Source organism: Acidihalobacter sp. (assembly GCF_037381185.1).
GTDB lineage: Bacteria > Pseudomonadota > Gammaproteobacteria > DSM-5130 > Acidihalobacteraceae > Acidihalobacter_A.
Window position 1 is genome coordinate 25,655 of record NZ_JARRQY010000023.1, and the last position, 18,599, is coordinate 44,253.

17 protein-coding genes are annotated in these 18,599 nt (G+C 63.6%); 5 read left to right on the forward strand and 12 right to left on the reverse strand.

The window, feature by feature from the left end:
* Window positions 1–18: 18 nt before the first annotated feature.
* The 8 genes from P8014_RS09485 to P8014_RS09520 form a co-directional block, all read right to left on the reverse strand.
* Window positions 19–843 (reverse strand): urease accessory protein UreD, encoded by an 825-nt coding sequence (locus P8014_RS09485; RefSeq protein ID WP_337817071.1) that lies wholly within the window; start codon window positions 841–843, stop codon window positions 19–21.
* A complete protein-coding gene (locus P8014_RS09490) occupies window positions 843–2,630 on the reverse strand; it encodes a VWA domain-containing protein (protein ID WP_337817072.1) in 1,788 nt (595 codons plus the stop codon). The genes P8014_RS09485 and P8014_RS09490 overlap by 1 nt, the downstream gene beginning before the upstream one ends.
* A gap of 22 nt (window positions 2,631–2,652) precedes the next feature.
* The gene (locus tag P8014_RS09495; RefSeq protein WP_337817073.1) at window positions 2,653–2,973 is read right to left on the reverse strand and encodes a DUF190 domain-containing protein; all 321 of its coding nucleotides are present in this window, start codon (window positions 2,971–2,973) and stop codon (window positions 2,653–2,655) included.
* 1 nt (window position 2,974) lies between these two features.
* Window positions 2,975–3,358 (reverse strand): CrcB family protein, encoded by a 384-nt coding sequence (locus tag P8014_RS09500; RefSeq protein ID WP_337817074.1) that lies wholly within the window; start codon window positions 3,356–3,358, stop codon window positions 2,975–2,977.
* Between the two features lie 35 nt (window positions 3,359–3,393).
* The gene (locus P8014_RS09505; RefSeq protein WP_337817075.1) at window positions 3,394–4,437 is read right to left on the reverse strand and encodes an aliphatic amidase; all 1,044 of its coding nucleotides are present in this window, start codon (window positions 4,435–4,437) and stop codon (window positions 3,394–3,396) included.
* Window positions 4,438–4,538: 101 nt separating this feature from the next.
* Complete coding sequence (locus P8014_RS09510; protein WP_337817076.1) at window positions 4,539–4,868, reverse strand: zinc ribbon domain-containing protein; 330 nt, start codon at window positions 4,866–4,868, stop codon at window positions 4,539–4,541.
* Between the two features lie 13 nt (window positions 4,869–4,881).
* A complete protein-coding gene (gene fmdA / locus P8014_RS09515; protein WP_337817077.1) occupies window positions 4,882–6,105 on the reverse strand; it encodes a formamidase in 1,224 nt (407 codons plus the stop codon).
* Between the two features lie 106 nt (window positions 6,106–6,211).
* Window positions 6,212–7,879, reverse strand: a complete 1,668-nt coding sequence (locus P8014_RS09520; RefSeq protein WP_337817078.1) for a hypothetical protein — start codon at window positions 7,877–7,879, stop codon at window positions 6,212–6,214.
* A 406-nt stretch (window positions 7,880–8,285) separates the two neighbouring features.
* Here P8014_RS09520 and P8014_RS09525 point away from each other — a divergent pair, with 406 nt between their 5' ends.
* Together P8014_RS09525 and P8014_RS09530 are read left to right on the forward strand one after the other, a co-directional pair.
* Entirely contained in the window at window positions 8,286–11,768 is a 3,483-nt protein-coding gene (locus P8014_RS09525; RefSeq protein WP_337817079.1) for an ATP-binding protein, read from the forward strand.
* Window positions 11,752–12,624, forward strand: a complete 873-nt coding sequence (locus P8014_RS09530; RefSeq protein ID WP_337817080.1) for a response regulator transcription factor — start codon at window positions 11,752–11,754, stop codon at window positions 12,622–12,624. Before P8014_RS09525 ends, P8014_RS09530 begins: the two co-directional genes overlap by 17 nt.
* Window positions 12,625–12,645: 21 nt before the next feature.
* On the opposite strand, the gene P8014_RS09535 is transcribed toward P8014_RS09530, so the two are convergent.
* The 3 genes from P8014_RS09535 to speA form a co-directional block, all read right to left on the reverse strand.
* Complete coding sequence (locus P8014_RS09535; RefSeq protein WP_337817081.1) at window positions 12,646–12,891, reverse strand: YcgL domain-containing protein; 246 nt, start codon at window positions 12,889–12,891, stop codon at window positions 12,646–12,648.
* Window position 12,892: 1 nt separating this feature from the next.
* The gene (locus P8014_RS09540) at window positions 12,893–13,768 is read right to left on the reverse strand and encodes a hypothetical protein (protein WP_337817082.1); all 876 of its coding nucleotides are present in this window, start codon (window positions 13,766–13,768) and stop codon (window positions 12,893–12,895) included.
* A 292-nt stretch (window positions 13,769–14,060) separates the two neighbouring features.
* Window positions 14,061–15,935 carry a biosynthetic arginine decarboxylase gene (gene speA / locus P8014_RS09545; RefSeq protein WP_337817083.1) on the reverse strand — a complete coding sequence of 625 codons (1,875 nt, stop codon included), beginning with the start codon at window positions 15,933–15,935 and terminating at the stop codon, window positions 14,061–14,063.
* Between the two features lie 73 nt (window positions 15,936–16,008).
* On the opposite strand from speA, the gene speE reads away from it, so the two are divergent.
* The 3 genes from speE (at window position 16,009) to P8014_RS09560 (ending at window position 18,289) form a co-directional block, all read left to right on the forward strand.
* Window positions 16,009–16,866 carry a polyamine aminopropyltransferase gene (gene speE / locus P8014_RS09550; RefSeq protein ID WP_337817084.1) on the forward strand — a complete coding sequence of 286 codons (858 nt, stop codon included), beginning with the start codon at window positions 16,009–16,011 and terminating at the stop codon, window positions 16,864–16,866.
* A 176-nt stretch (window positions 16,867–17,042) separates the two neighbouring features.
* Window positions 17,043–17,996 carry a permease gene (locus P8014_RS09555; protein ID WP_337817085.1) on the forward strand — a complete coding sequence of 318 codons (954 nt, stop codon included), beginning with the start codon at window positions 17,043–17,045 and terminating at the stop codon, window positions 17,994–17,996.
* Between the two features lie 59 nt (window positions 17,997–18,055).
* Entirely contained in the window at window positions 18,056–18,289 is a 234-nt protein-coding gene (locus P8014_RS09560) for a thioredoxin family protein (protein ID WP_337817086.1), read from the forward strand.
* An 80-nt stretch (window positions 18,290–18,369) separates the two neighbouring features.
* On the opposite strand, the gene P8014_RS09565 is transcribed toward P8014_RS09560, so the two are convergent.
* On the reverse strand, window positions 18,370–18,599 hold a 230-nt coding region (locus P8014_RS09565; RefSeq protein ID WP_337817087.1), incomplete at its 5' end, for a hypothetical protein.

Here is an 18,599-nt window from a genome sequence, read left to right on the forward strand (position 1 = left end):
CGAATCCGCATACCCGCCTTATGTTGCCCAAATTCGCGGCGCACACGCTTCGCGCCCAAACGTGGCCGGGCGCAATGCCGCCCACAGACGGATGAACCAGTCGCGCGCATAGCGCGCTTGCGGGCCAAGGTAGCGCGCCACCAGCAGGCCGTCCATAACGGTGACGCCGGCCAGACCCTGCTGCGGCTCGCCCGCGGCATCCCACACGGCTTCGCCGGCTGCGGCATCGAAATCCACGGTGCAGAGCAGCGTCGCCGTCACCGGCTGGCCCTGCAGCCCCCACGGGCTGTCGAGCTGCGCACCACCGCCGTCGAGCACCAACTGCTCCGAAAGCAGCGGCCGGCCGTCCCGCTCCACGCTCAGGCGCTGCACGAGGCGGCCGCTTTCGAAACGCTCGTCCGCCGCGGGACGACCGAGGCAGACGATTTCCCAGCCGAGATAGCGCGCCGTGCCTTGCAGGCTGACCCGTGTTTCCAGACGCGCGCGGCTGCCGGCGTAGAGAATCGTCTCCTGCGGCAGCCACTCGAACGCCGCGTCCTCGGCGACGTGGAAATTCTGCAAGACGCATGCCTCGCCCGTGCCGCGGTAGAACTTGCCGGCTCCGGGCGTGGTGACGAGCGCATGCGAGCCGGGCGCGGCATCGACCCGGAACTCCAGCGTATCGCCCTGCACCACCCCGGCCGGCGGATGCAGCAGATAGCTGTGACAGACTTCGCCCTCGGGGTGGAACGCCCGCTGCACCAACAGCGGGCCGACATGGCGCCGATGCACCGGCATGGTGCGTCCGGCACTCGGCGCATAACCGAGCTCAAGACGTGCATGCCAGCCTTTCGTCACCCCCATCAACTGATCTCCGAATACGCACGGTTCAAGGCCAACAACAATCGAGCCAACTTCTCCGGCAAGCGATCCAGCCGGTCGAGGATCAGATAGCGCCCTCTGCCATAGACCCGCGCCACGTACGACTCGGCGTTGGGATCCAGGCTGGCACAGAAAACCCTTATCCCACGCCTGCTCGCCTCGGCCACGGCATGGCGGGCATCGTGCAGCAGGTGCAGCGAATCGAAGACATCGATGTCGGCCGGTTCGCCATCGGTCAGAATCAGCAACAGGCGGTGTTCGGCAGGCTCCTCAGCCAAGGCGCTGACGGCGTGGCGAATGGCAGCGCCGGTGCGCGTGGAGTAGGCGGCCGCGAGCCCGCCCAGGCGCTCCTTCGCTGCATCGTCGTAGGCATCGGCGAAACCTTTGACCCGCAGGAATTCGACTTGCTGGCGGCCATTGGAGCGAAAGCCGTTGACGGACAGTGGATCGCCTAGCTCGACCGCGGTTTGGGCCAACAACTGACAGGCCTCGCGCGCCACGTCCAGAATGCGCCTGCCGGTCGCGTCGTCGATGGCGTTCGCGGACGCCGACAGATCGAGTAGCAGGGAAACGGCGAGCCGCGACACGTCATGATGACGCATGCGCTGAAAGACGCGGAAATCGGGCTCGCGACCGATGTGCAGATCGGTGACCGCGGTGAGGACCGCGTCCCAATCGAAATCATCGCCATCCTCCTGTCTGCGCAGCCGCGCGACGCGCTGTACCTTCACCCCAGCGACGATCCGCCGCAAGCTCGCCAGCAACGCCTGCTTATCCGGCGGCAAGACGCAGGGGGTGCCGCGCTCGGCATACCGCTCCACCACCGTACACCAGTCTTGACGCGCGACCCCGATGCGTTCGTGCCACTCCGGGTAGTGCGCCGTGCATACTGCCTGCCGGTCGTGCCGCATCTGGAAATAGCTCAGCCGCGCCGACTGCCCGCAGTCTTCCACTCGATAGCCCGCATCGCTCCCGCCCAGATCGTCCGCGGACTCGGTGAACGCCACGCTTCTGCCTCGCCCCGCCTCTTCCAGCCGATCGGTCTCGTGCAGACCTGAGGTGGCAGGCGCCGCCGGTTCATCCTCGGCAAGCTCGGCCTGCGGCGACAGCCATAGATGTGCGTTGTCGTCCCGATACGGGGCGCACGGCCGCATGCCCTCGTTCATCGGAATACGCATTTGGCCGAGATCATGCGCGAGCTTCAGGCCGATCTTGCGAGACACGGCCGGCTCGTCCAGCTCGTGCCGATGTTCCAGAAACAAACGCACCCCTTTGGCAACCCACTCGTTCGAGTCCTTGGCATCCTCCGGTTGCATCAAGGCTCTTGCCAGGCGCCCGGCAAGAGCATCGAAATCCCCGCCCGCGGCGGCCGGAGGATGCAGCGGCAGCCACAGCCGCCGCAAGCCCGGGAAACGGCGAAACGCGAGATGTTCGACGCGCGCATCCTCGATCAGCTCGATCAACGCCATCTGGCGGGGCTTGAGGGCCTCCCTGCTCAGCGGCTGCGAATACATCAGGTGCGCCGCCGCATGGGCAGCGGCCGCCCGATAGCACGCCTGCGCGGCGGACACGTCCTCCGCCGATAATGCCGCGGGGAAAAGAACGACCTCACCTCGAATCCGCACCTGCCCCATATCGTCCGGAGCCAGCGCATCCAGCGCGAACGAGCGCCCCCACAATGCCGTCAGATAGAGCTGTAGCCGGCGCCGCATTTCGCCGAAAAACACGACGGCTTCCGACCGCACCTCCCGCTCTCTAACACGGTTCATCTGTGGCACGGCACTCACAGGCTCAAGCGTCCACGACTTCCACGTCCCAACAGACGATGTGCTTGGCCGGCACGCGCTCGCATAGCAACGGTAGCACCGTATCGACGACGTCCGGCGCGTCGAACAGCTCCAGCACCAGCGGTAGGTGAACGTTCAAGCCCAACAGATCCTCGGCCTGCACGATGCCGTGATCGCCGAAACCGGCCACCCCTCGGAAGACGGTGACGCCGCGCACCCGATGTTCGTCGTGCAGCAACTGGAACAGCTCCCGCATCAGGCTGTGATGCTCATCGGTCTTGTCGCCTTCCTTGAAATAGATGCGGACCAGTTTGGCGGCGGGCATTTCAAGCTCCGAGATTGCGCGAGAGGAAGGCGCCGAGCATGGCGGCGAACAGCGACAGCAGTACCGAAGCACCGATGTAGAGCAGGCCGCGCAGGGCTTCGCCGCCTTCGAACAGATTCGTGGTCTCCAGCGAGAACGTGGAAAACGTGGTGTAGGCGCCCAGCCCGCCTGTCAGCAGGCCGGTGCGCAACTCGGGACTGAGGTTGACGCGCTCGAGCGTGGCGAAGAACAGAAAACCCATGAGGAAGGAGCCCAGCACGTTGATCGACAGCGTCGCCCAGGGGAAGGCACGGCCGAACATCGCCTGCACCAGCAGCGTCTGGCCGTAGCGCGTCCAGGCGCCGAGCGCGGCGAAGGCGGCGATCGAGAGCAGGGTCAGAGGCATGGCTTCTCCTCGCTGGTCGGCTGCGGCGCCGCCGACTATTTGTGCTCGCCCAGCGTCTCCTCGTTGGGAATGCCGCTGATCGGGCATTGTGCGGTACCCGGCGTGGCCCGCGTGATCTTCTCCACGTTCTCCCGTGCTTTCGCCGGATCGGTCGCCCAGGTCGTGTAGAACTCGTAGGGGCATTCCAGCGCGCCGTTGATGTCGTCCCCGGAATTGATCATGCCGGTGTAACCGCGGTGCAGCAGCTTGTAGAGATGGTTCTCCGACTGGCCGTGCTTGCGCGCGTCGCGGATCTGCGAGACCGACAGCTCCGCGTACTGGATGCCGTATTCCTCTTCGCCGCACTCACCCAGAGTGCGGCCGTCGAAGCCGACGATGGCCGAATGGCCGAAGTAGGAATACACGCCATCGAAACCGGTCGCGTTGGCGACGGCCACGTAGCTGTTGTTCATCCAGGCCATGGCCTTGGCGACCACGACTTGCTGCTCCTTCGACGGGTACATATAACCCTGGCAGCGTACGATGAGCTCGGCGCCCTTCATCGCGCAGTCGCGCCAGATCTCCGGGTAGTTGCCATCGTCGCAGATGATCAGGCTGACCATGAGGCCCTTGGGACCTTCGGTGACGTAGGTCTTGCCCCCAGGGTACCAGCCCTCGATCGGGCACCAGGGCATGATCTTGCGGTACTTCTGCACGATCTCGCCTTTATCGTCGATCAGGATCAGGGTGTTGTAGGGCGCCTTGTTGGGGTGTTCCTCGTGCTGCTCGCCGGTCAGCGAGAACACGCCCCAGGTGCCGGCCTCGCGGCAGGCCGCGGAGAAAATTTCGGTTTCCGCGCCGGGTATCGTGGATGCCGTCTCGTACATCTCCTTGGCGTCGTACATGATGCCGTGGGTGCTGTACTCGGGGAAGATCACCAGGTCCATGCCCGGCAGGCCCTGCTTCATGCCCACCACCATGTCCGCGATCTTTTTGGCGTTCTCCAGAACCTCGGCGCGGGTGTGTAGGCGCGGCATCTTGTAGTTGACGACGGCGACGCCGACGGTATCCGCGCTGGACGAAATATCACCATGTCTCATGACAAAACTCTCTCCGAATCGAGTTTGAAATAGCGGTTCGCAAGTCTCGGCGACGCCCCCCGCAGTGACCGCGTACACCGGTCCCGCAGAGGTATCGCACGCTAGTGGCCAAGCATCCAGGGGCGCGTGGCGGCGGAGGAAGGAGCCTTCAGCGCCGGCTTCGCGGCACCGCTGCTGCCGGTGCCGCAGGTGTGCGCTCCGCCGTGGCAGCCGCAGCCGCGCTTGGCTCGCCGCGGCTCGTGCGCGCTCTTCTCGCTGCTGGCGTGGGCCGCGCGCAGCGAGGCGGGCATGAGCGCCAACGCCGGGGCGCCGATCACTTTCGGCGCCGACTCTCCGCACTCCGGGCAGTCGGCCGGCTCAGCCGAGCGGGTCAGCGGGGCGAACTGCGAGAACGTGCCGCAGCTCGTACAGGCATACTCGTACAGGGGCATGGATTGGACCTCCTCAGCTGGTCTTCGCCATGTCGACGCCCGGATCGACCATGATGCTCGGCCCCTCGACATCGGGGTTGATGTCGAAATCGAAAATGCCGGTCGGCAGCCACAGCGTGGCGCAGGCGTTGGGAATGTCGACGATGCCGCTGATGTGCCCTTGCACGGGCGCGGTGCCGAGAATCGAATACGCCTGTTCGCCGGTGTAGCCGAACTTCTTCATGTACTCGATGGCGTTGAGGCAGGCCTGCTTGTACGCCACGTGAGCGTCGAGATAGTGCTGCTTGCCTTTCTCGTCTACCGAAATGCCCTCGAAGATCAGATGATCATCGTACTTGGGCGACAGCGGACTGGGCTTGAACACCGGGTTCTTGATGCCGTATTTCGCTACGCCACCCTTGATGAGGTTGACGCGGATGTCGAGATAGCCGGCCATTTCGATGGCGCCGCAGAAGGAGATCTCGCCATCGCCCTGGGAGAAATGGATATCGCCCATCGACAACCCGGCACCGTCCACGTAGACCGGGAAGTAGACGCGCGAGCCCTTGGTGAGATCCTTGATGTCGCAATTACCGCCGTGTTCACGCGGCGGCACCGTGCGCGCACCTTCCGCCGCCGCCTTGGCCGCGGCGTCGCCGCTCATCTGTCCCATCAACGCGGTGTCCGCGTAGGGCAGGGTGGCCAGCGCCGGCACCCGCTCGGGCTCGGTGTTGTAGAGCTCGGCCTCGCGCTTGTTCCATTCCGCGAGCAGTTCGTGCGAGGGGAGGCAACCGATCAGGCCGGGATGCATCACGCCCGCGAAGCTGACGTTGGGGATGTGTCGGGAACTCGTGTAGATGCCGTGGAAGTCCCAGCAGGACTTGCGTGCCTCCGGATAGTGGTCGGTCAGGAAACCGCCGCCGTTTTCGAACGCGAACAGACCGTTGAAGCCCCAGGCCGAGTCTTCCAGCACGCCGACATCGAGAATGTCGACCACCAGCAGATCGCCGGCCTCGGCGCCTTCCACGCCGACCGGTCCGCTAAGGTAATGCACCTTAGTCAGATCCACGTCGCGAACGTCGTTGGCGCTGTCGTTGTTGCCGATCTGGCCGCCGGTCCAATCGATGCATTCCACGCGGAACTCGGCGCCGGGCTTGACCATGGCGACCATCGGGATATCCGGATGCCAGCGGTTATGCAGTACGTCGGCCTGCTCTTCCGGGGACTTGTTGATGTCGACTTTGATAAGCGTTTCCATCAGGAGCTTCTCCTCGTCTTCATTGAAATGAAGGGCGTCGGGGGGATGGGCGCACGCCGGATGAATGCGCGGCGTGCGCCAGAACGGCTTGTCTAAGGTGAACCGCTCAGCCGCAACGGGCAGGCATGGTGACAACGGGCACCCCGTTGAGTTCGCTGCTCGTCTTGCACATGTCGTGGCAGGACGACTCCAGCGAACAGCACAGCGAGCAGATCGGGCCTTCATGGTGCGGGCAGCAGGCCATGTCGTCCTTTTCGTACTCGAAACCGCAGGAGGTGCAGCTCAGCACATCGTGATGCGAGCCGGCGTGGTAGTGCGGGTCGCGGGCGATGTAGTACTTGCCCTTGGTGACGATCGCGATGATCGGCGACAGTACGAAGGCCACACCCAGCGCGATGAAGGTGGAGAAGGCCTGGGCATAGGCACCGAAGAAGCCGAAGAAGGCCAGGATCGAGATGATCGAGGCGATCACCATCGCGCCGAAACCCACCGGATTGAAGTTATACAGGTGAGCGCGCTTGAACTCGAGATAGGACGGGCTCAGCTTGAGCAGCGGCTTGTTGATCACGAGATCCGCCACCACCGCGCCGATCCAGGCGACCGCGACGTTGGAGTAGAAGCCCAGGATCTTACCCAACACAGCGAACATGTTGGCCTCCATCAGCGTCAACGAGATACCGACGTTGAAGAAGATCCAGACCACGCGCCCAGGATGGGTGTGCAGGGTGCGTGAGAAGAAGTTCGACCAGGACAGAGAACCCGAATAGGCGTTGGTGACGTTGATCTTGATCTGCGACAGGATGACGAAGAAGGTGGCGATGGTCAGCGCGATGGCGGCGTTACCGAACATGTAGTGGAAGCCGGAGATGTACATCTGGATCGGCTCGTTGGCCTTGGCCAACGCGGTACCGTTGGACACCGCCACCGAGGCGAACAGTGACCCCATCAGCTGCTTGCTGGCGCCCAGGATGACCCAGCCCGGGCCGGCCAACATGACCGCCAACCACCACTTCCTGGAGTTACTGCCCGTCTTCGTCGGCATGAAGCGCAGATAGTCCGCCTGCTCGCCGATCTGCGCGATCAGCGACAGCGCGACGCCCGCGGCCGTGCCGAACAGCAGCGGATTGAAGCCTGCACTGGTCGATTGGCCGGCGAAGGAGGTCCAATCCGAAATAGCCTTGGGATCGCCGGTCAACACTGCGATCAGTGGCGAGAACAGCAGCAGCAGCCAGACCGGCTGTGTCCACACCTGCAGCTTGGACAGCAGGGTCATGCCGAAGACCACCAACGGAATGATGATCAGCGAGGCCAGCGCATAGCCCACTGGCAAGGGTATGTGGAAGTAGATTTCGAAGGCCTGCGCCATGATCGAGCCTTCGAGGGCGAAGAATATGAATGTGAATGATGCATAGATGATGGACGTGATCGTCGAGCCCAGATAGCCAAAACCCGCGCCACGGGTCAGCAGGTCGACGTCGACGTTGTATTTCGCCGAGTAGTAGGCGATCGGAATGCCGGTGAGAAAGATGATCACCGCCGCCGCGAGGATGCCCCAAAACGCGTTGGCGAAACCGAACTGGACTGCCAGGGAGCCGCCGATGGCCTGATCTGCCAGATAAGCGATGCCGCCGAGGGCGGTCGACGCCACGGCAAATTCGGACCACTTGCGGAACGAAGAAGGCGCATAGCGCAGCGAATAGTCCTCCAGGACCGGGTTACTGACGAATTTGTTGAACGATCGGCCTTTGCCGACAGCAGCAGATGGTGTGCTCATTAATCATGTACCTCGGTATGTTTCTTGCCTCACAAATAGGGTTGCCGCACAACCAGCAATTGGGGGTCAGATACCGAGACCATCGCTACCGGGATTGCGCCTATCGGTTGTTTAACCGATTCGAGAGAATCCGCGCGGATACAGCTGTCCGGTCTGACGCTGACAAAGTACCGGACAGCTCGACAGGAGCTGAATACGTCATTCGACCGACTCTCTCCGCGCCCGAGCCGGCAACTCAACCGATTGAACACAAACAACTTTATGGAACGTTTTACACATCTTTAGAGGCGTACATACGCAATCCTACGTATAGGAATGCAGCCGCTAGCCACACATGCTCCGACCCGAGGAACGGCGACTCAAAGCTATTTTTACCGGCCGCCCCGCAGATCGCAGGTGACGTATTGTGAGACGGGTATCACGCAAAAAGAGTCATCGCACGGTAGAAGGAGAGCGCCCGCCACCAAGGCGCGTAATCAAGATCCGCCGCGACTACAAGACCTGGGTCGCCGACGAAACCCTGGAAGACTATGCGCTGCGCTACACCGCCCGCAGTTTCCGCCGCTGGTCAATACTGCACGTCTCCAATACGGCCTTCGGCGCGGTTTCGTTCCTCGCGCTCGAGGCCATGGGCGGCACCATCGCCATCGAATACGGTTTCATCAACGCATTTTGGGCGACCTTCGCGGCCGGCTTCCTGATCTTTCTGACTGGCCTGCCGGTCGCCTGGTACGCCGCGAAATACAACCTCGATATGGACCTGCTGACCCGTGGCGCAGGTTTCGGCTACATCGGCTCGACCATCACCTCTCTGATTTACGCCTCGTTCACGTTTTTGTTCTTCGCGATCGAGGCCGCCATCATGGCCCAGGCGCTGCATCTGTATCTCGGCGTCGGCATCACGCCGTCCTATCTGTTCAGCGCCTTGATCGTGCTGCCGCTGGCGAGTTACGGCATCACCCTGATCAGCCGGCTGCAGATCTGGACGCAACCCTTGTGGCTGGTGCTGCTGGTGCTGCCTTACGTCTGCGTGTTCCTGAAGGAACCCAATCTGGTGCATCAGCTGATCGGTTTTTCCGGCCAAGACGGCGCCCAACCGCATTTCAATATCCTCGCCTTCGGCGCCGCCACCAGCGTTACGCTGGCGCTGATCGCTCAGATCGGCGAACAGGTCGACTATCTGCGCTTCATGCCCGAAGGCAACCGCGCCAATTCCCGCGCCTGGTATGCCGGCGTCCTGTTTGCCGGCCCCGGCTGGATCGTGCTGGGCATCCTCAAGCTCCTCGGCGGCGCCACGCTCGCCTATCTCGCGCTGCGCGCCGGATTCAGCGAAGCGCAGGCGACGCAACCAGCGGTCATGTACAAGATCGGTTTCAATTACGTCTTCGATTCGCCCGCCTGGGTCCTGAGCGTGGCGGCGCTGTTCGTCGTCGTCTCGCAGATCAAGATCAACGTCACCAACGCCTATGCCGGCTCGCTGGCCTGGTCGAACTTCTTCGCCCGCATGACGCACAGCCACCCCGGCCGCGTGGTCTGGCTGGTGTTCAACGTGCTCATCGCTTTCATGCTGATGGAGATGGGTATCTTCGCCGCCCTCAGCCACGTGCTCGGGCTGTATTCCAACATCGCCATCAGCTGGGTCGGCGCGTTGGTCGCCGACCTGGTGATCAACAAGCCACTGGGACTGAGTCCGCGTGGCATCCAGTTCATGCGCGCCCATCTCTATGACATCAATCCGGTTGGCACCGGTGCGCTGCTGATCGCCTCGGTGATTTCCATCGCCGCCTTCAGCGGCGCCTTCGGGCCGGTGGCCGAGGCCTTTTCAGCCTTCATCGCGCTGGGCACGGCGATGCTCACCGCCCCGCTGATCGCTTGGCTCACCCGTGGCCGCTATTACTTGGCACGCGAACCGAGCCACCCCGTCGGCGGGATCGCCCGCTGCGTCGTCTGCGAGAAAGAATACGAAACCGAGGACATGGCGCACTGCCCCGCCTACCGCGGCGCCATCTGCTCGCTGTGCTGCACGCTGGACGCCCGCTGCCACGACCTGTGCCGACCCGGAGCCAACCTGGCCGATCAGTTCCTGGCCGCCATGCGCCGGCTGCTGCCGCTGACGCTGTCGGCCCGCGTCAACACGCGACTGGGTTACTACGCGTTGCTGGTGCTGAGCACCGCGCTGGTGCTCGGCGGCATCCTCACGCTGTTCTACCTGCAACAGGCAGGCAGCGGCATCGACCCCGATGCGCTCAGCGCATTGCGCACCATGCTGCTGGAGTTGTACCTGGTGACCCTGCTGCTGGCCGGCATCGGTTCGTGGTGGCTGGTACTGACCATCGAAAGCCGCTACGTCGCGCAGGACGAATCGAACCGCCAGACGCATCTGCTGATGAACGAAATCGGTGCGCACCAGAAGACCGACGCCCAGCTGCAGGCGTCCATGCAGACAGCCGAACGCGCCAACCAGGCCAAGAGCCGCTACCTGACCGGCATCAGCCACGAACTGCGTACGCCGCTCAACAGCATTCTCGGCTATGCCCAGATCGTCGAACACGATCCTTCGGTGCCCACGGCCCGGCGCGAGGCCATGAAAGTGATCCGCCGTAGCGGCGAACACATGGTCTCGCTGCTCGACGGCCTGCTCGATATTTCCAAGATCGAGGCGGGAAAACTGAGCATTGAATCGGAAGAAGTGCGCTTTCCGCAGTTCGTCGGCCAGCTGGCCGACATGTTCAGGCTGCAGGCCCGCGACAAAGGCGTCCAGTTCCTGTACGAAACCCATGGCGAGCTGCCCGAGCGCGTACGCATCGACAAGAAGCGGCTCGGTCAGATCCTCATCAACATCCTCGGCAACGCGGTCAAGTTCACCGACCGCGGCAGCGTGACCTTCCGCGTGTTCTATCGCAGCGAGATGACGCGCTTCGAGGTCGAAGACACCGGCATCGGGTTTTCGGAAGACGATCGCAAACGGATATTCCTGCCCTTCGAGCGCGGAGGCAACGCCGGCCGCCACGCCGGCAGCAGCGCAGGCCTAGGGCTGACCATCGCCAGCATGCTGGCTGCGCTGATGGGCGGCGAACTCACCGCCCACCACCGCGCGGAAGACGGCAGCATGTTCCGGCTTCGGCTGTACCTGCCGGAAGCCCGGCACGACCCAAGCAGCCCACTCAGCCTGCCGCCGGCGGACATCACCGGCTACGCCGGTCCGCGACGACGCATTCTCGTGGTCGATGACGAATGGGTCGATCGCGAACTCCTGATCAGCATGCTGCAGCCGCTCGACTTCGAACTGGATCAGGCCGGCTCCGGCGTCGAGGCCTTGCGCAAGGCCTCGACGTTCCGCCCGCAACTCATTCTGCTCGACCTCAACATGCCCGATCTGAGCGGCTGGGACACGGCAAACCTGCTGCGCGCCAATCGCCTTTCGGACGCCCCCATTCTGGTGATCTCCGCCGACATCCACGAGAAGGGCAAGAGCAATGAGGCCGGCATCGGGCAACATGATTTCATCGCCAAGCCCGTAGACGTCGATACGCTGCTGATACGCATCGCGGCCAAGCTACATCTGGAATGGGTGGTACGCAAAGCGCCCGCGATACCGGACGAGGAGCGATCGGATACGCGGCAGGCGTCCCAGGCACTGGTGTCGACCACCACGGACACCGTCGACACCCCCATACTGCCGGCGGCGGACATCATCACCGAACTGCACGGACTCGGCGTCATCGGCGACGTAAGCGACATTCTCGAACGTCTGCAACAGGTCGAGGAAAGCGAACCCGGGCTCGCCCTGTTCGTCGACCGTCTGCGCACCTTCGTCGAAAACTTCCGTCTCGACGAGTACTTGCGCAGCCTCGAACGCGCGGGAGAAGACCATGCCGCCCGCGCCTGACACCGGCACCATCCTGTTGGTCGACGATGCGCCGGACAATCTGCGCGTGCTGTACGAGATTCTGCACGGCAATGGCTACAGCGTTCGCGTTGCCACCGACGGCTTCGCCGCACTGCAGAGCGTGCGCCATAAGCTGCCGGACGTGATCGTGCTGGACGCCCTGATGCCCGGCATGGATGGCTTCGAGACCTGCCGCCAGCTCAAGGAGGATTTCGACACCCGCGACATTCCGGTGATCTTCCTGACCGGTCTGAACGACAGCGAACACATCGTGCGCGGCTTCCAGGTCGGCGGCGTGGACTATGTCACCAAGCCGGTGGTGGCCGAGGAACTGCTGGCGCGCGTCGAGACACACGTTCAGGCCGCGCGGCTGCTGGTCGACACCCGCACCGCGATCGACTCGACCGGGCATGCCGTTGCCGCATTCGACGATCAGTACACCATCAACTGGGCCACGCCGCAGGCGCAGCGGCTGCTGCAGCCGCTCATGGACGCCAACGACCGCCTGCCGCTGCCCATACGCCAGTGGCTGCAAGGGCCCGCCGAGCTACCCTACGCCCTGTGGCACAACGGTGAACGCCTGCAGTTCAGTCAGCTCGAACCCGGCCTGCTGCTGATACAGCGGCACACGGCTCTGCCGGAACCCGAGGCGCTGGCGCGCACTCTTCACCTCACCACCCGCGAGGCGGAAGTGCTGTACTGGGTCATCCTGGGGAAAACCAACCGCGAGATCGGCGAAATCCTGGGAATCAGCCCCCGCACGGTCAACAAGCACCTCGAACACGTGTTCGAAAAGCTCGGCGTCGAAACGCGCACCGCCGCCGCCTCGAAAGCATTGGGCGCGGCGCGCGGCTGAGCGTCCGGTGGCGCGGCGTGCTCAGGCCAGCGACTGATTCGCCGGCGGCATCTGCAGATAGAAACCCTGCTCGCGCAAACTCACCATGACCTGGGTCGGTTCGGCCTGAGCCAGTTTACGCTCGGGCGTCAGCTCGAACTCGAGCGCGAAACTCGCTTCGCCGAACAATTCCATAAGACCGTCCGGCACGCCGGAAAAGTCGTCCGCGGCGGGCAGGAACAGATACGTATCGGGGCGGCGTTCGCTGCGATAGACGTAACACATCATGTCAGGGCGTTCCGGAAGTCGTGGTGGTATCGACGGCACCGGACGGTGCCTGGGACGCGGCAGCCGGCGGACTGACGGGCATGACCGGCGCCTGTGCGCCCGCCGTGGGCAGCGGCTCCGCCTGCGGCGCGGGACTGACCGTTACCGAAGCAGGGGGATTCGAGGTACTGGGAGCCAGCGCCGCCGCAGTCGGTGTCGGAGCCGGCACGCTGCCCGGCGGGGCATAGACCTCGACCCTGGTCAGCCGTGTCCAGGCGACATGGTAGCTGACCGAACCCGAACTCTGCGGCGCCGCCACCGTCACGCCCATGCTGTCCACCCGCGTCAGCTGGCCGCTGACCTTGCCGCCGTCGGTGCTGGTGATCCGCACAGTGCTGCCGATGTACTTGCTCAAGGCATCCAGACTGACCGCCTGGAACTCGTCCTGGGGGGAAGCGGGAGCGGCCGGTTTTGAGGCTGGCGCCGGAGGAGGAGCCTGCGCTGCGGCCTTGTCCTCGGCCCGAATGGCCTTTGCGGCCGCGGCATTGGGCAACTGCGGGGGCTGGTAGGATTTGAACGGCAGACGGATTTCTCCGTGCCAGCCGATGCGGGCGATGTAGGCCTGCACCGGCGGTTGCTGCAGCCAAGCCTGAACGGACGCGTCGGCTCCCGCATACATCGCCGCGCCGCTCACCAGCAGTCCCGCCAGTAGCATATAGAGACCGAATTGCGAACGCCGCCAGCGCAGGGGGATGAACAGCAGCAGCACCGGCGGCAGCAACAGACAGACAATCCCCCACAACCAACCGCTGCGAAACGCCGCGCCATAGAGCATCAGAATGCCGAGGACGGCACCGGCGAATCCCGCCAGAAAGAGCAGCAACACCGTATCCGACATGTTTACTCCTCAGCGACGCATTCTGCGCGCTCGTCGGAAGCCCATGAATAAAGTACTTCTTCCCCGATGCGAAGCATCCGACACATCGGCCGAATGAGCAAGCATCCTGCGCGGGCGGCGGCCGGCAGGCTGTTGAAAGTCGCTCAAGCGAGTGTGAGAGAAGGAAAAATCGGGCGGGCACAAGAATGTGCCTGCCCAAAAGCGCGGTTTACGGGATGTAAATGAGCAAATGAGCACAAGCGCCGGATTCTGAAGCGCTATCGCGCCGCATGAGTAGAATTTCAGCTGCCTGCTAGTCCTCCAGATAGGTATAACCGCTCAACCCCGCATTCAGCTCCGCCAGCACCGCATCGGCCCGCTCCGGCGGCACGGCGGCCGCGACCTTCTCTCGATAGACCCGCCGCAACTCCTCAGGATCGAAATGCACGTAGCCCAACAGCTCGTCCACGGTGTCGCCCAATTCCGGCTGTGCCAATTCATAGCTGCCGTCGGCACGCAGGTCGACGTTGACCGCATCCGTATCGCCGAACAGGTTGTGCAGGTCGCCGAGGATTTCCTGGTAGGCGCCGACCAGGAAAATGCCGATCAGATAGCCCTGATCGGGCTTCCAGTCATGCAGCGGCAGGGTGTGCTCCAGCTCGCTGCCGACCACGTAGCGGTCGATGTGCCCGTCCGAGTCGCAGGTCAGGTCCTGCAGTACGCCGCGACGCGTCGGCCGCTCGTCCAGGCGCTGCAGCGGCACCACCGGGAACACCTGATCGATGGCCCACAGATCCGGCGTGGACTGGAACACCGAAAAATTGCAGAACACCTTGTCCGCCAGGCGATCGCCTAAGCCTTCGCGCATCTCGCGGGCGCTGCGGCCGTGGCCGTCCAGCCCCGCAGCCAGGCGCTGGCAAACTGCGATGTAGAGTTCCTCGACGCGGGCGCGCTCGGCCAAGCTGAGCACGCCATGCGTGTACATGCCGTGCGCCTCGCTCAGCCAGTACGAGGCATCGTGAAAGATTTCGCTGGGGGAGCGGCGCCCGACCGCCTGCAGCAACTCCCAGAGGTCGCGCACGATCAGCGGAGCGTCCTCGCCCGGCTCCGGTTCCGCAGTGTCGTCGGCGGCGCGCTCCACGTCGATGATCTCGGTGATCAGGGCAGCGTGGTGCGCGGTCATCGCGCGGCCGGATTCGGTGAAGATCTCCGGATGCGGTGCGCCTTCCTGCTCGCAGACCTCGCGCAGGGTGCGCACGATGTTGGCGGCGTACTCGTTGACGCTGTAGTTCATCGAACAGTCACTGCGCGTGCCGCTGCCCTCGTAGTCCACGCCGAGCCCGCCACCCACGTCGGCGACCTGCAGATCCGCGCCCAAACGGCGCAGTTCGACGTAGAAACGCGCCGCCTCCCGCACACCACGCTGAATGTCGCGAATGTTGGCGATCTGCGAGCCCATGTGGAAATGCAACAATTGCAGGCAATCCAGCATGCCAGCCTCGCGCAGGCGCTCGGTCACGGCGATGACCTGCGCCGCCGACAGGCCGAACTTGCCCTTCTCGCCCCCGGTGTTCTGCCACTTGCCGCTGCCGATGGAAGACAAGCGCACGCGCACGCCCAGCAGCGGACGCACGCCGAGTTCGCGCGAGGCTTCGATCACGCGTTCCAGCTCGGCGGGCTTTTCGATCACCACGTAGATGCGGTGCCCGAGCAAGCGCCCGAGCAGCGCCAGGCGCAGGTACTCACGATCCTTGTAGCCATTGCAGACCACGACGCCGCCACAGCGCACCAGCGCCAGCACCGCCATCAGTTCGGGCTTGCTACCCGCCTCGAGACCGACACGCTCACCGCCGTGACGCAGTATCTCTTCGACCACGCTGCGCTGCTGGTTGACCTTGATGGGATAGACCGCGGTATAACCCCCGGCGTAGTCCAGCGTCTGGCGCGCTCGGTCGAATGCGCCGCACAGCGCATCGACGCGTTCGCGCAGAATGTGGTTGAAGCGCACCAGCACCGGCAATCGCAGGCCATGGCGGCGCAGGCTGTCGACCAGCTCGTGCAGGCACAGGTTCGCGCCTTCGCGCGCCTGCACGCAGAGCTTGCCATCGGCCCCGATGTCGAAGTGGCCGGCGCCCCATACGCCGGTGTTGTACAGCTTGCGGGCCTGTTCGATCGACCAATCCGGCATACCGGAGGGCTCCTTGGATTCGTGGTGTCCGTATAATAGCGCTTCCATCCGCCCGCTCATGGAGATTCCCGGTATGGCGCTCGATCAGAACTGGTTCACGGAAGTGTGCGAAGAAGCCGGCAGCGCATTCTCGCTGCGCATCAAACGCAAGCTGCACGACGAGCAGACGCCGTATCAGCGCATCGAGATCTACGAGACCGAACAGTTCGGCAATCTCATGGCTATCGACGGCTTCGTCATGCTCAGCTCGCGCGACAACTTCGTCTACCACGAGATGATGAGTCATCCGGTGCTGTACAGCCATCCGGCGCCCAGGCGCGTGGTCATCGTCGGCGGCGGCGACTGCGGCACCTTGCGCGAGGTGCTCAAGCATCCGGAAGTCGAGTCGGTAGTGCAGGTCGAGATCGACGAGCGCGTGACACGCCTCTCCGAGGAGTACTTCCCCGAGCTGTGCGAATCCAATGCCGATCCGCGCGCCGAGTTCTTCTTCGGCGACGGCATCCAGTGGATCAAGGACGCAGAGCCGGGTTCGATCGACGTCATCATCGTCGACAGCACCGACCCAATCGGCCCGGCTGCCGGACTGTTCTCCGCGCCGTTCTACGCGGACTGCCTGCGCGCCCTGGGTTCCAACGGCCTGCTGGCACAGCAGAGCGAATCGCCGCTCTACCACACCAAGAGCATCATCCGTCCCATGCACGACGAGATGCGCAAGGCCGGATTCCTCGACACCCTCACCCTGCACTTCCCGCAGGCCAGCTATCCCTCCGGCTGGTGGACCGCCACGCTGGCCGGCAAGGACCTGCCGATCACCTTCGCGCGCGAGGAGGCCTGCGAAGAACGGCCGTTTGAGACGCTTTACTACAACGACGCCATACACCGCGCCTGCGCTGCAACCCCCGAGTTCCTGCGCAAGGCTCTGCTTGGCTGACGCATAAGAACGCCGCCGTTCATACAGGCGGCATTTCGCGCCAACGGCCACGCTGCAGCGCTATCCAGGGCCTGAATCGGTCCTCTTCTCTCGGCGTGGCCATTATATCTGGTATTGAATATATATGTATTTACGTATATTATTAGCATCAGATATGACAGCGAAGAAGTCGCCCCATGTTTACTACACTCGCCAATCTGATCACCTACCAGCTCCTCGGACTTTCCTCTTCCTCGCATCTGGGCCAGGCGCTGCATTTCTTCATCGAAGACGCCAGCAAGATATTCTTCATGCTGTTGGCAGTGATCTACGTCATGGGCTGGTTGCGCGCGATGCTGTCGCCGGAACGCGTCCGCGACTACGTGCGCGGCCGACCGACTTGGATGGCGCGGATGCTCGCCGTCCTGCTCGGCGCCGTGACGCCGTTCTGCTCCTGTTCCTCGGTGCCGCTGTTCATCGGTTTCGTCGAAGCCGGCATTCCGCTGGGCGTCACCTTTTCCTTTCTTATCGCCAGCCCCATGATCAACGAGGTCGCGGTGGTGCTGTTGATCGGCATCCTCGGTTGGCAGCTGGCGGCCTTGTACGTCGCGGCAGGCCTTGTGGTGGCGTGGTTCGGGGGCATGCTCATGGAACGCTTCCGCCCGGAGCGCTGGGTCGAGGACTATGTCTGGCAGATCCGTATGGGCGAGACGACCCAGACGCAGCCCGACACCAGCTTCGCCGGACGACACCGCTACGCGCTGGGCGAGGTGCGCGAGATCGTCGGACGCATCTGGAAATGGGTGCTTGCCGGCATCGCCATCGGCGCGCTGTTTCACGGCTATGCACCCCAGGCCTGGGTCAGCGAACACCTGGGCGGCCATAGCTGGTGGTCGGTGCCGTTCGCCGTACTGATCGGCGTACCGCTCTATTCCAATGCCACGGGCGTCATCCCGGTCGCCCAGGCCATGCTCGGCAAGGGCGTGGCCCTCGGCACCACGCTCGCCTTCATGATGAGCATCGCCGCCCTGTCGCTGCCGGAGATGCTGATCCTGCGCAAGGTGATCCGCTGGCCCGCGCTGGCGATCTACAGCGCCATCCTCGCCGCCAGCTTCACCCTGGTCGGTTGGGGCTTCAACCTGATCGGGTGAACACACATGCCATGCGCAAACGCCAGCGCCCCTGTCCATCGTTCAATGGAGATACAGACATGAAATCGATCAAAGTACTCGGATCCGGCTGCGCCAACTGCAAACGCACATTGGAGCTCATCGAAAGCACCGCCAAGGCCAAGGGCGTCGATATCGAACTCGGCAAGGTCGAGGACATCGCCGAGATCATGACCTACGGCGTGATGTCCACGCCGGGCGTGGTCATCGACGGGCAGGTGGTGCATGCCGGCGGGGTGCCGGACCGTAAGGCCGTGGAGCAGTGGTTGGATTGATTGGCGATGTCTGGTTGTGCGCTCTTCCGAGCTGAGGTTTGTCCCTCGCGCTAATGGGCGTTTCTTCTCCAATCGCTAAATCATGGGGTCCGTTTCAGGTGCACACCGGCGATCAAGGTTTTCGATTTTGCGTGAGTGAAGGCGACGTAGTTGCTGGCTTGGGTGATCGGTTTCGGGCGCGATTTGAGGCATGGGGGGTCGCATGATCGAGGTGACGCGCCCGAGCCGATTTGTTCGACGCATCCCTGCGCCTCACCCCTTCGGGGCTTGCGCGAAAAATCGTTCCCGACGATTTTTTCTTTGAAATGCG

Bases quoted from the DNA above. Each gene is read 5' to 3' on its own strand.
- speE (WP_337817084.1), top strand. From the start codon at position 16,009: ATGGCGCTCGATCAGAACTGGTTCACGGAAGTGTGCGAAGAAGCCGGC.
- P8014_RS09495 (WP_337817073.1), bottom strand. From the start codon at position 2,973: ATGCCCGCCGCCAAACTGGTCCGCATCTATTTCAAGGAAGGCGACAAG.
- P8014_RS09510 (WP_337817076.1), bottom strand. From the start codon at position 4,868: ATGCCCCTGTACGAGTATGCCTGTACGAGCTGCGGCACGTTCTCGCAG.
- P8014_RS09555 (WP_337817085.1), top strand. From the start codon at position 17,043: ATGTTTACTACACTCGCCAATCTGATCACCTACCAGCTCCTCGGACTT.
- speA (WP_337817083.1), bottom strand. From the start codon at position 15,935: ATGCCGGATTGGTCGATCGAACAGGCCCGCAAGCTGTACAACACCGGC.
- P8014_RS09540 (WP_337817082.1), bottom strand. From the start codon at position 13,768: ATGTCGGATACGGTGTTGCTGCTCTTTCTGGCGGGATTCGCCGGTGCC.
- P8014_RS09530 (WP_337817080.1), top strand. From the start codon at position 11,752: ATGCCGCCCGCGCCTGACACCGGCACCATCCTGTTGGTCGACGATGCG.
- fmdA (WP_337817077.1), bottom strand. From the start codon at position 6,105: ATGGAAACGCTTATCAAAGTCGACATCAACAAGTCCCCGGAAGAGCAG.
- P8014_RS09485 (WP_337817071.1), bottom strand. From the start codon at position 843: ATGGGGGTGACGAAAGGCTGGCATGCACGTCTTGAGCTCGGTTATGCG.
- P8014_RS09535 (WP_337817081.1), bottom strand. From the start codon at position 12,891: ATGATGTGTTACGTCTATCGCAGCGAACGCCGCCCCGATACGTATCTG.
- P8014_RS09490 (WP_337817072.1), bottom strand. From the start codon at position 2,630: ATGAACCGTGTTAGAGAGCGGGAGGTGCGGTCGGAAGCCGTCGTGTTT.
- P8014_RS09500 (WP_337817074.1), bottom strand. From the start codon at position 3,358: ATGCCTCTGACCCTGCTCTCGATCGCCGCCTTCGCCGCGCTCGGCGCC.
- P8014_RS09560 (WP_337817086.1), top strand. From the start codon at position 18,056: ATGAAATCGATCAAAGTACTCGGATCCGGCTGCGCCAACTGCAAACGC.
- P8014_RS09505 (WP_337817075.1), bottom strand. From the start codon at position 4,437: ATGAGACATGGTGATATTTCGTCCAGCGCGGATACCGTCGGCGTCGCC.
- P8014_RS09520 (WP_337817078.1), bottom strand. From the start codon at position 7,879: ATGAGCACACCATCTGCTGCTGTCGGCAAAGGCCGATCGTTCAACAAA.